The 11987-nt window shown below is 74.8% G+C and carries 9 protein-coding genes and 1 riboswitch; of the genes, 1 reads left to right on the forward strand and 8 read right to left on the reverse strand.

Annotated features, from left to right (window positions below; translation table 11 throughout):
* Positions 1-7 precede the first annotated feature (7 nt).
* Complete coding sequence (locus NF338_RS03440; RefSeq protein WP_264029509.1) at positions 8-1033, reverse strand: aldo/keto reductase; 1026 nt, start codon at positions 1031-1033, stop codon at positions 8-10.
* A gap of 261 nt (positions 1034-1294) precedes the next feature.
* Here NF338_RS03440 and NF338_RS03445 point away from each other — a divergent pair, with 261 nt between their 5' ends.
* On the forward strand, positions 1295-1780 hold the full coding sequence (locus NF338_RS03445; RefSeq protein ID WP_264029510.1) for a Dps family protein: 486 nt from the start codon (positions 1295-1297) through the stop codon (positions 1778-1780).
* Positions 1781-1855: 75 nt separating this feature from the next.
* Here the strand turns inward: NF338_RS03445 and NF338_RS03450 are convergent, their stop codons facing one another.
* From NF338_RS03450 to NF338_RS03480, 7 genes are all read right to left on the reverse strand, one after another.
* A complete protein-coding gene (locus tag NF338_RS03450) occupies positions 1856-3394 on the reverse strand; it encodes an MFS transporter (protein WP_264029511.1) in 1539 nt (512 codons plus the stop codon).
* A 25-nt stretch (positions 3395-3419) separates the two neighbouring features.
* A complete protein-coding gene (locus NF338_RS03455; RefSeq protein ID WP_264029512.1) occupies positions 3420-4841 on the reverse strand; it encodes a M20/M25/M40 family metallo-hydrolase in 1422 nt (473 codons plus the stop codon).
* The gene (locus NF338_RS03460) at positions 4838-6655 is read right to left on the reverse strand and encodes a dipeptide ABC transporter ATP-binding protein (RefSeq protein WP_264029513.1); all 1818 of its coding nucleotides are present in this window, start codon (positions 6653-6655) and stop codon (positions 4838-4840) included. The genes NF338_RS03455 and NF338_RS03460 overlap by 4 nt, the downstream gene beginning before the upstream one ends.
* The gene (locus NF338_RS03465; RefSeq protein ID WP_264029514.1) at positions 6652-7698 is read right to left on the reverse strand and encodes an ABC transporter permease; all 1047 of its coding nucleotides are present in this window, start codon (positions 7696-7698) and stop codon (positions 6652-6654) included. Before NF338_RS03465 ends, NF338_RS03460 begins: the two co-directional genes overlap by 4 nt.
* On the reverse strand, positions 7695-8648 hold the full coding sequence (locus NF338_RS03470; protein WP_237841586.1) for an ABC transporter permease: 954 nt from the start codon (positions 8646-8648) through the stop codon (positions 7695-7697). Before NF338_RS03470 ends, NF338_RS03465 begins: the two co-directional genes overlap by 4 nt.
* 74 nt (positions 8649-8722) lie before the next feature.
* Complete coding sequence (locus NF338_RS03475) at positions 8723-10351, reverse strand: ABC transporter substrate-binding protein (protein WP_264029515.1); 1629 nt, start codon at positions 10349-10351, stop codon at positions 8723-8725.
* Positions 10352-10455: 104 nt separating this feature from the next.
* Positions 10456-10569: riboswitch (SAM riboswitch) on the reverse strand.
* A gap of 173 nt (positions 10570-10742) precedes the next feature.
* Positions 10743-11840: an LLM class flavin-dependent oxidoreductase gene (locus NF338_RS03480; protein ID WP_264029516.1), complete on the reverse strand. Its 1098-nt coding sequence runs from the start codon at positions 11838-11840 to the stop codon at positions 10743-10745.
* Positions 11841-11987: the final 147 nt, after the last annotated feature.

Consider the following 11987-nt stretch of genomic DNA (forward strand, 5'->3'; position numbering starts at 1 on the left):
TCGGCGCTCATCCCGCGAGCAGGTCCGGCTGCGGGTGACGGACGCCCTGCACGGCCCCGCGCGGGATGGCCGCTCCGATCGCCGCGACGTCGTCCGGGGTGAGCTCGACCGAGGCGGCCGCGACGTTCTGCTCCAGGTACGCGAGGCGCTTGGTGCCGGGGATCGGGACGATGTCGTCACCCTGGGCGAGGAGCCACGCGAGCGCGAGCTGCGCCGTCGTGACGCCACGCTCGGCGGCGAGCTGCTCGAGCGAGCGGACCAGGCCGCGGTTGTGCTCGAACGCCTCGCCGGCGTAGCGGGCGTGGGAACGGCGCACGTCGTCCTCGGCGAAGCCGTCGGTCGCGTCCACGGTGCCCGTGAGGATGCCGCGGCCCAGGGGCGAGAAGGGCACGAACCCGATGCCGAGCTCGCGCAGGACGGGCAGCACCTCGTCCTCCGGGTCGCGCGTCCACAGGGAGTACTCGCTCTGCACGGCCGTGACCGGGTGGACGGCGTGCGCGCGGCGCACGGTGGCCGCCGACGGCTCCGAGAGCCCGATCGTCCGGACCTTGCCCGCCTCGACCAGCTCGGCGAGCGCCCCGACCGTCTCCTCGATCGGGACCTGCGGGTCGATGCGGTGCAGGTAGTACAGGTCGAGCCGGTCGGTACCGAGGCGGCGCAGGCTCGCGTCGATCGCGGCGCGCACGTACTCGGGGCGCCCGTCGACGCGACGGCCGTCGGGGTGGCCGCCGGCCGGGGGAAGCCCGAACTTCGACGCGAGGACGATCTGGTCGCGGTGGGCGCCCAGCACCCGGCCGATGAGCTCCTCGTTGCGGCCGTGCCCGTAGACGTCGGCCGTGTCGACGAGCGTGACGCCGAGCTCGAGCGCCCGGCGCAGCACGGCCTCCGCCTCGACGGCGTCCGCCGGTCCGTAGGCGTCCGTGACGGACATGCCGCCGAACCCGACGGCCGAGACGGTGAGGGCGGCGTCCCCGGAGCCGAGCGTGCGCGGCGGGAGGAGGTGCGGGGCGGCGGGGGCGAGGTCGTCGGTCATGCCGCCAGCGGACCACCGCGAGCGCCCCGCGGCAAGAGCGAGGGCCGGTCCTCTCACCTGGCGAGAGAACGTGACGCGCCCCCCGCCGCGGTGCCCGCCGACACGTGTCGGCGCAGGTCAGGCACGCCTGTCCTTGCTGGCGGGGACGGGGAATGGTGCCTAGTCTGGAATCGTTCAAGAGAACGAGTCACGAGTCGGCACCGACGGAAGCCGGGTGACCGCCGCACGTTCCGGGAGACCCCCGAGAGAGCGAGGAGCACCATGTCCGCACCCACCATCCACCGCGCCACCGCCCGCTTCGAGGCGTCGGAGGCGCTCCGCTCCCACCTCCAGCGCGTGCTCGTCGCGCTCGTCGACCTGCACGTCCAGGGCAAGCAGGCCCACTGGAACGTCACGGGCCGCGGGTTCCGCGACCTGCACCTCCAGCTCGACGACGTCGTGGACGTCGCGCGCGAGCACAGCGACACCGTCGCCGAGCGCATGCGCGCGCTCCAGGTCGTGCCCGACGGCCGCACCGAGACCGTCGCCACGACGACCGACCTCTCGCCGTACCCGGCGGGCCTCGTCTCCGTCGGCGACACGGTCGACGCCATCGTCGAGCGCCTCGCCCAGACGGTCGAGGTCGTGCGCGAGGTGCACGACGGCGTCGACGCCGAGGACCCGACGAGCGCCGACATCCTGCACGAGATCATCGCCGACCTGGAGAAGCAGGCCTGGTTCCTCTCCTCGGAGAACCGCGAGGCCTGACCCGCCCGGCCGCGCGAGGTAGAGCCGCAGGTCGCGAGGTAGAACCCCTGGTGTTCTACCTCGCGACCTGCGGCTCTACCTCGTCGAAGGACGGGCGAGCCGTTCGTCGAGCAGGGACGCCGCCCACGCGACGAGCGCCAGTGCCGCGACGGCGGCGCTCACGACGACGAGTCCGTCGCGGTGGGCGTCGAGGACGCCCGGGACCGCGCCGCCGGTCCGGGCCACGAACGTGCCCGTCATCGCGGCGATGCAGACCGTCGCGGCGACGCGCTGCACGAGCTGGAGCGCCGCGCCGGCGACGCCGCGCTCCGTGCCGGGGGCACCCTCGAGCGTCAGCGTCTGGTTGGGCGAGATCGTCAGCCCCGCGACGACGCCCGTCAGCACCTGCGACAGGACGAGCACGGCGACCACCGCCGCCGTGGGCGCGACCGCCACCGCGAGGGCCGTGGCCGCGGCCACGAGCGCCTTCGCGCCGACGGCCACGGTCACGCCGCGGCGGCCGAACCGGCGGAACAGCCGCCACGAGAGGTTCGCCGCCACGACCGAGGCGATCGCGCCCGGCGTCGTGACCAGGCCTGCCTGGACCGGGCTGAGGCCCGCGCCGTCCTGGAGGAAGAGCATGAGGACGGCGGAGTACCCGAGCGCGGCCCCGAAGCTGAACGCCGCGACGACGCAGCCCAGCACGTAGGTCGGGGAACGCAGGAGGACGGGCGCGAGAACCGGTGTCCGGCCGCGCCGTGCGTAGCGCGGCTCCCACACGACGAGCGCCCCGACGGCGGCCACGAGCACCCCGAGCGACAGCGGCAGCACGACGGCTCGCGGCCCCTCGGCGACGAACGGGACGAGCAGCCCGAGCGTCACGAGCGTGACGAGCACCAGCCCGACGGCGTCGAACCCGCCGCCGACGCGGCCACCGCGGGCGCGGCTCGCGGACAGGCCCCCGCCGGCCCGACGACCTGCTGCCCGGCCGTCCCCGGCACCGCCGTCGCGACCGGGCGCGCCGGGCGGGGTCAGGCCACCCGCTCGCGTCGAGCCGCGACGCAGCACGCGCAGGGCGACGACGGCCACGGAGAGCCCCAGGGGCGCGGCGAGCCCGACGGCGGCGCGCCACCCCGCTGGCGGCCCGACGGCGGACAGGATGCCGCCGCCGACGAGCGGGGACACGACCATGGCGAACGCGCCCGTCGAGGCGTACGCCCCGAGCGCACGCGCGCGGGCCGGTCCGGCGTAGTGGTCCTGGAGCAGCCCGATGACCTGCGGGTTCGCGGTCCCGGCCCCGAGGCCCTGGAGCAGGCGTGCGGCGACGAGCACGTCGGCGTCGGCGGCCGTCGCGCCGACGAGGCTCCCCACGGCGAACAGGGCGAGGCCGACGGCCAGCGGCCCGCCGCGACCGAGCCGGTCGCCGAGGCGGCCCGCCGGGACGAGCGCGAGCCCGAAGGTCAGGGAGTACCCGGCGAGGATCCACTGGAGCTGCGCGGTCGTCGCTCCGAGCTCGCTGCGCAGCGCCGGTGCCGCGACCGTGAGGATCGCCGAGTCGAGCAGCGTGACGAACCCGGTCGCGAGGCAGACCCGCAGCACGGCCCGCGACGCCCGACCGTCCGCCGTCACCGCCACGGCAGACCGTCACCCGGACGACCGCTCACCCGAGGTAGCTCGTGACGACGTCGTGCAGCGCGGTGGCCGTGAGGCCGAGGGACTCGACGTCGACGCGCTCGTCGTTCCCGTGGAACAGGGACCGGAAGACCCCGGGGTCCCACTGCTCGCTGAGCAGGCCGAACCCGTAGGCCGGCACGCCGCGGCGGCGGAAGAAGCGCCCGTCCGTGCCGCCGGTGCCGAGGACCGGCACGACGTCGGCGCCCGCGTGCGCGCGCACCGCCCGCTCGATCGCCGCGTACGCCGCGCCGTCGGTGGGCGACTGCGACGCCTCGCCGAACCAGTCCCCCTCGACGTGCACGTGCTCGCGCAGGTCGCCGAGGGCGTCGTCGAGCAGGTCGGCCACGTCCTGCGGGGTCGCGCCCGGGAGGACGCGGATGTCGAGCGTGACCTCGGCGAGCCCGGGGATGACGTTGGGCTTCGACCCGGCGTGCAGCACGGTCGGCGCGACGGTGGTGTGCGTCGTGGCGTGCGCGACCGACGCGAGGGCACCGAGCTCGGGCAGCGCGTCGTCGATCCGGGCGGGGTCGAGCAGCGCGGCCCGCACGTCGGGCGCGAGGTCGAGCGCGTCGACGTAGCGGCGCCACAGGTCGCCGATGACGACCGGCCCGCGGTGCGCGGTGATCCGCCGCACGGCCTCGGCCGCGAGCACGATCGCGTTGAGCGACCCGTACGGCCCCGACCCGTGCCCCGGACGCCCGACGACGCGCAGCCGGCGCCCGGCGCCGCCCTTCTCCCCCACCGCGATCGTGCGGCTCCCGCGGGACCCCAGCGGGACCCCGCCCGACTCCGTGAGGACCGCGTCGACGTCCACGAGGTCGTACTGGTGCTGCGTGATCCAGTCGACGCCCCACGTGCTGCCGTGCTCCTCGTCGGCGACGGCGGCGAGCACGAGGTCGCCGCGCAGCCGCCGCCCGCTCGCCGCGATCGCGCGCGTGACGACCGTGAACGCCGACGTGAGCCCGAGCATGTCGATCGCGCCCCGGCCCCACACCCAGCCGTCGACGAGCTCGCCGCCGAACGGGTCGCGCGTCCATCCCTCCGGCTCGACGGGCACGACGTCGGTGTGCCCGACGAGCGCGAGCGACGGCGCGTCCGGGTCGGTGCCGCGCAGGCGCGCGACGAGCGACGTGCGGCCGGGGCGCGGCTCGACCCACTCGACCTCCAGGTCGAGGCCGTCGAGCGCGTCCGCGACGGCGCGCGCGTTGCGCGCCTCGTGCCCCGAGCCGACGGTGCCGTCGTTGACGCACGCGTTGCGGATCATCGCCTGGAGCAGCTCGGTCGTGCGTCCCGCGAGCTCGGTGCGCGACGGCGCGGGAGCCGGATCCGCGAGCACGTGCGGCCCGGGTGTCGGCCTGGTTCCGGGCCGGTCGCCGGGTGCTGCCGGTCGTGCGGCGGCGACGGTCATCGTGCGCTCCCTGCGGTCGTGGACGACGCCCGGGACGCGTCCTGGAGCGCGCGTCGGCCGGGGATGGCCGCGACGAGCTCGCGCGTGTACTCCTCCTGCGGGTCGAGCAGGATCTGCTCGGCCGCCCCCTGCTCGACGACGCGCCCGCGGTGCATGACGCCGACATGGTCGGACACCTGCCGCACGACCGCGAGGTCGTGCGAGATGAACAGGTACGCGAGCCCGTGCTCGGCCTGGAGCCGCACGAGCAGCTCGAGGATCTGTGCCTGCACGGACACGTCGAGCGCAGAGACGGGCTCGTCGAGCACGACGAGCGCAGGGTTCAGCGCGAGCGCCCGCGCGATGGCGACGCGTTGCCGCTGCCCGCCCGAGAGCTCGCGTGGTCCCCGTCGGAGCACGTCGGCCGGGAGCGCGACGTCCTCGACGAGCGCACGTGCCCGGTCCGCCCGCGCGGACGGCGACCCGACCCGGTACGCCCGCAGCGGCTCGGTGACGATCTGCTCGACGGTGAACCGCGGGTCGAGCGACGCGTACGGGGACTGGTAGACCACCTGGAAGCCGCGACGCAGCGACCGCAGCCGCTCGCCGCGCGCGGTCGTGATGTCCTCGCCCGCGAACTCGACCGTGCCCGCGGTGGGGCGCTCGAGGCGCAGGGCGAGCCGCGCCGTCGTGCTCTTGCCGGAGCCGGACTCCCCCACGAGCGCGTACGTCTCGCCCCGCCCGACGGCGAGGCTCACGCCGTCCACCGCGACGAGCGTCCGGTGCGCGGCGCCCCGCGGCAGCGTGAACTCCTTGCGCAGGTCGCGCACCGCGAGGACCGGCGTGCTCGCGGTGTTCGGGCCGGCGCCGTCGGGCACCGCGAGCCGCTGGTCGGCGGCGCGGCTCGCGACCGCGGCGCGGCTCGCGTCAGCGCGCGGGACGACGCCGTCGCCCGGCGCCGCCTCCGGGGTGCTGCCCGCGACGAGGCGCGAGCTCGCGAGGCTCGGCGCGGCCGCGATGAGCTGCTGGGTGTACGGGTGGCGCGGGTCGTTCAGCACCTGCTCGGCCGTGCCCTCCTCGACGACGACCCCGCGCTCCAGGACGACGATCCGGTCGGCGCGGTCCGCCGCGACCCCGAGGTCGTGCGTGATGAGCAGCACCGCGGTGCCGAGGTCGCGCACGAGGCCGTCGAGGTGGTCGAGGATGCGGCGCTGGACGGTCACGTCGAGCGCGCTCGTCGGCTCGTCGGCGACGACGAGCCTCGGGCGCGCGGCGACCGCGATCGCGATGAGCACGCGCTGGCGCATCCCGCCGGAGAGCTGCGACGGGTACTGCCGCGCGCGGGCCTCCGGGTCGTCGATCCCGGCCTGCCGCAGCAGCTCGACCGCCCGCTCGCGCGCCTCCTTGCGCCGCGCGAGCCCGTGGATGACGAGCACCTCCGCGACCTGGTCGCCCACGCGCGTGACGGGGTTGAGCGAGACCGTCGGGTCCTGCGGCACGAGGCCGACGTCGCGGCCGCGCACCTGCTGCCACTCCTTCTCGGAGAGGTCGCCGACGTCGCGTCCGCCGAGCCGGATGGTCCCGCCCGTCACCGCTCCCCCGCGCGACAGCAGGTGCAGCGCCGCGTGCGCCGTCGTGCTCTTGCCCGACCCGGACTCGCCCACGAGCGCCACGACCTCGCCCGCCCCGACCGTGAGGTCGACGCCGCGGACGGCGGCGTACGAGCCGCCGTCGCGCGTGCGGTAGGCGACCTCGAGCCCGCGGATCTCGAGCGCGGGCACCTCGGCCGGCGTCGGGCCGGGACGCTCCTGGGTGGTCGGCGTCGTGGCGGTCATGCGTCCCCTCCGGTCCGTTCCAGGGCCCGCGCGATGCGGTTCGCCGACAGCACGACGGCGACGATCACGAGGCCCGGCATGGTCGTGAGCCACCACGCGGTGGCCAGGTAGTCGCGCCCGCCCGAGACGAGCGACCCCCACTCGGGCGCGGGCGGCGGCGTCCCGTAGCCGAGGAAGCTCAGGGCCGAGATGGCGAGCACGGCCGTCCCGAGCTCGAGCGCGACGAGCGCGAGCACCGGTCCCGTCGAGTTGGGCAGCACGTGGCGCCCGAGCACGCCGTACCAGCGCACGCCCGACGCGCGGGCCGCCTCGACGTACACCGACGTCGAGGTCCGCAGGACCTCGGCCCGCATGACGCGCGCGAACGTCGCGACGCTCGTGATGCCCACGGCGATCGCGACCTTGACCGTCCCGAACCCGAGCGCCGTGATGATCGCGAGCGAGAGCAGGATGCTGGGGATCGCGAGCAGCACGTCGACGAACCGGCCGACGACGTCGTCCACCCACCCGCGCACGAACCCCGCGAGCAGGCCGAGCAGCGAACCGGCGACGAGCCCGACCGCGACCGCGATCACGGTCGCGCTCAGCGAGGCCGACGCGCCGTGGACGACGCGCGCGTACACGTCGCGTCCCAGGTGGTCGGTGCCGAACAGGTGCGCGCCCGACGGCGGCTGCAGCCGGTCGGCGGGCACGCCCGTCAGGGGGTCGTACGACGTGAAGAGCTGCGGGACGACCGCCCACGCCGTGACGACCAGGACGACGAGCACGGCGACGACCAGCCCGGGACGCCGCACGGCGTACCGCACCCCGCGGCGCCACCGGCCCGCCGGGCCGGCGCCGCGTACCCGCCCGTACCGGATGATCGCGCGGGCGTCCTCGCGGTCCGCGACCTCGATCTCCTCGGGCGTGCGCACCTCGGGCGCGTCGGTGGGCGGGGCCTCGGGAGCGAGCGTGCCCGAGGGCGGCGCGTCGGCCACCACGGCACGGTCCGCGACCCGGGCCTCGTCCCGGAGCACGATGCGCACTCCCGGCCTGGTGCTCATGCGGCCACCGCCTTCTGTCGTGCATCGATCCGGGGGTCGAGCAGGGGGTAGAGCAGGTCGACCACGAGCGTGACGACCACGAACACGAGCGCCGAGAGGACGACGACCGCCTGCACCACGGGGATGTCCTGCGCGTCCACCGACGTGACCGTGAGCCGCCCGAGGCCCGCGCGCGAGAACACCGTCTCCGTGACGACCGTGCCGCCGAGCAGCCCGCCGACGAGGACCCCGAGCACGGTGAGCGCGGGGATCGCGGCGTTGCGCAGCGCGTGGCCGAAGTGCACGCGCGCCCGGCTCGCGCCCTTCGCGCGCGCCGTCTCGACGTACGGCTCGCCGAGCGTCCCCCGCAGGCTCCGCGCGAGCACCTGGGCGAGCGCGGCGCTCGCCGGCACGGCGAGCGTGATCGCCGGCAGCACGAGGCTGATCGCGCCCTCGTTGCCGATCGCGGGGAACACCGGGAGCTGGAAGGAGAACCACTGCAGGAGCAGCAGGCCCAGCCAGAACGGCGGCAGGGCGACGCCGAGCGGCGGGAGCGACGCGAGCGCGTGGCGCAGCCAGGCCGCGCGCGGGAACGTGCTCGCGATCGCGATGCCTGCGCCCGCCACGACGGCGAGGACGAGCGCCGCGGCCGTGAGCCGGAGCGTCTCGGGGAGCGCCTGGAGCACGAGCTGGGTCGCGGGCGCGCCCGACGAGTACGACGTGCCGAAGTCGAGGCGCAGCGCGTGCCACAGCGCGTCGGCGTACTGCACGAGCACGGGCCGGTCGAGGCCGTACTGCGCGCGCAGCGCGTCGAGCAGCGCGGGGTCCACCTGGTCCGCCTCGCCCCCGCCGCTCGCCATGAGCGCGGCCGGGTCGCTGGGCAGCAGGTAGAGGACGAAGAACGAGATCGTGAACGCCGCCCAGAGCACGAACAGCCCCTGCCCGGCGCGACGCAGGACGTACCGGCCCATGGGTCGGTCCTCCTTCCGTGGGGAGACGGTCCGCCTGCCCGACGCCGCGACGTCGGGCAGGCGGACCCGTCGGGTCAGCCCTGGGTGACCCAGGCGTCGTAGAAGTCGAGGCGCGACGACGCCTCGAACGTCAGGCCGTGGACCGTGTCGGCCGCCGCGATGGTCGTCGAGAGCTCGTAGACCGGGATCGCGTGCCCCTTCTGCACCAGCAGGCGCGACGCCTCCGTGACGAGCTCCTGGCGCTCGGCCGGGTCGGTCGCCGCGGCCGACGCGTCGAGCAGGTCGTCGACCTCCTCCGCGTCGCGCTGGTTGATGTTGCGCGCGTTGGCCGAGAAGATCGTCCGCAGCACGTCCGGGTCGGAGCGCGTGAGGTTGTAGTAGTCGAAGTCGAAGTCGCCGCTCTCCTTGATCGCCTGCGACTCCGCGACGGTCACGTGCTGGAGCTGGAGGTCCACGCCGATCTGCGCGAGCTGCTGCTGGACCAGCTCGAGCGGCTCCGGCACCTGCCAGAACGTCACCGTCGTCGAGAGCTTCTGGCCGTCCTTCTCACGGACGCCGTCGGCGCCCTCGACCCAGCCCGCGTCGTCGAGGATCTTCTTCGCGCCCTCCGGGTCGTAGGCGAGCTCGTCCGCGATGCTCTCGTAGAGGGGCGTCGAGTGGGACAGGACGCCGGTGGCCGGCTCGTCCTGCGCGCTGAGCACGGTGTCGGCGATCTGCTCGCGGTCGATGCCCTTGAGGATCGCCGTCCGCACGGCCTCGTCGCCCGCGAGCGGGCTCGACTCGTTGGGGAACAGGTTGAACACGACGCCCGGGTTGGCGCGGTACTCGAGCCAGAACCCGTTGCCGTCGAACTGCGGGAGGTCGACGGTCGAGATCGCGGCGGTGGCGTCGATCTGGCCGGAGACCAGGCTGCCGCTGCGCACGCTCGCCTCGGGGATGACCTTGAACGTCACCGTGTCGAGGTAGGCCTCGCCCTGGTGGTCGTTCGCCTCCGAGCCCCACGCGTAGCCCGCGACCTTCTCGAGCACGATCTCCTGGTCCTGCGTGTAGGACTTCACGGAGAACGGGCCGGAGCCGACGAACTTGCCGGCGCAACGGTCCTCGACGCTCAGGTCGGCCGACGACGGCGCGAGCAGGCCGAGCGAGAACGTGGACGTCGCCTGGAGGAACTGGGCGCTCGGCGCCGCGAAGTCGACCGTGAGGGTCTGCGGGTCCGTGACCGTCGTGCCCTCGTAGCCGACGAGGTACTGCGACCCGAGCGACGCCGTCGCACCGAGGGCGACGATCGCGTCGAAGTTGGTCTTGACCGACTCGGCGTCGATCGGCGTGCCGTCGGCGTAGGTCGCGTCGTCGCGCAGGTGGAAGGTGTAGCTCGACGCGTCGTCGTTCACCTCCCAGCTCTCCGCGAGCCACGGCAGGATCTCGCCCGACTCCGGGTCCTGCGCCGTGAGCGACGCGACGGTCTGGCGGGCCGCGGCGATGGCGTCGTTGTTGCCGACCTGCTGCGGGTCGATGCAGTGCGAGTCGACCGTGATCGCGAAGGTCAGGTCGCCGCCCGCCACGGGCTCGCCGGACGGGCTCGGCGACCCGTCGCCGTCGGACGCGCCGGAGCCGCCGCCCGCGCACGCGCTGAGCAGGAGGCCCGTCGCGGCGGCCGCCGCGGCGACGGTCAGGGACCGGCGTCGGTGAGGTGTGGGGATCATGTCGTGCTGCTCTCCTCGTGTGCCGGCTGAGGACCGGCGGTCGTCCGGCGCCGGTGGTCGTCCGCGCCGGGCCGAGGGCCGGTGCGGCGGGGGAACCCACCGGGGTGCCGTGCTTACCGCGCGGCGGGAGCCACGCGGTCAGGTCGTTCCCGGAGCACCCCGTCACGTCGAAGGGTTGCTGGTCAGCGAGCCGGGCCTGGGTGCTGACGCTCGTCACCTGGGAGCAGGAAAGACAATCCCGACCGGTTGAGTCAAGTTTCGAGACGACCGTCCCGCCTGCCGGACGGATGTTTCCCGCAACGGCGCCTCCCCACTCGCTGTGGGCATGAAATGGGCCCGGTCCCGCCGCGGGAACCGGGCCCATTTCCCGCCCACAACCGGTGGGCCCGCGTCAGGAAGCGGTGAAGCCCGCCGCGCGGCGGGCGTCGGCCGGGCCCCACAGGTCGGTCTTCACCTCGGCCTTCACGACGGGGACCACCTCCTCCGCGAACCGGCGCAGGACGTCCTCCTGCTGCGTGGCGGGGATCAGGTGGTTCACCGAGACGGACTGGAGGTCGTGCCCGTAGGAGGCGTGGTAGTCGAGGATCTTCTCCGCCACGCGCTCGGGTGAGCCGACGAGCGCGGGCCCGCGCTCGACGGCGTCCTCGACCGTCCGGAAGCTCGGCGCCTTCCCCACGGCGTCCGGTCCGTAGCCGCGACGCGCCGCCGCGGCGACCTGGCCCTCGTAGATCGGGCGGTACTGCTCGATCGCCTCCTCCGTCGTGTCCGCGAGGAACAGCCCGCCCGAGCCCGACCCCACGAACCCGTACGCCGGGTCGTGCCCGTGCGCCGCGTACTGCTCGCGGTAGCGGTCGATGAGCACCTGGTAGTTCTCGCGCGGCTGGAGCGCGTTGGCGCTCACGATCGGGTCCCCGTACCGCGCCGCGAGATCCACCGCGAACTGCGACGTCGCCGACCCGTGCCAGATGCGGAACGGCCCCGCGAACGGACGCGGCAGCGTCGTCGCGTGCTCCAGCGCGTGCCGGTGCCGCCCGGTCCAGCTCACGTCCTCCTCGGACAGCAGCAGCCGCAGGAGCTCGTAGTTCTCCTGGAGGTACTCGTACTGCTTGTCGATGTCCAGCCCCAGCAGCGGGTACTGGAGCACCTCGTTGCCCTTGCCGATGACGATCTCCAGCCGCCCCCGGCTGAGCTGGTCCACCGTCGCGAGGTCCTCGGCGACGCGGATCGGGTCGAGCAGCGAGAGCACCGTCACGCCGGTGCTCAGGAGGATGCGCGACGTCCGCGCCGCGACCGCCCCGAGGATCACCGTCGGTGCCGACGACAGCACCTCCCCCGCGTGCCGCTCCCCCACCGCGAACGAGTCGAACCCGAGCTCCTCCGCCAGCACCGCCGTCTCCACGACCCGGTTCAACCGGTCGGACGGCGCGACCGCCTCCCCGGTCACCGGATGGGGCGGGTTGAACACGATGTCGAGTACCTGGAACCGCACGGTCCTGCTCCTTGCTGTCGTCGTTCGTGGTCGGGCCGGGCGGGCGCGCCACCGAGATCGGCAGCGCCGGTCGAGGTCGGCACGTGCACGTGCCGATCTCGGCCGGGGCTGCCGACCTCGTCCTTCTCTGCCGATCTCGGTCGCGGA

Source organism: Cellulosimicrobium sp. SH8 (assembly GCF_025818875.1).
In the GTDB taxonomy this organism is placed as follows: domain Bacteria; phylum Actinomycetota; class Actinomycetes; order Actinomycetales; family Cellulomonadaceae; genus Cellulosimicrobium; species Cellulosimicrobium cellulans_D.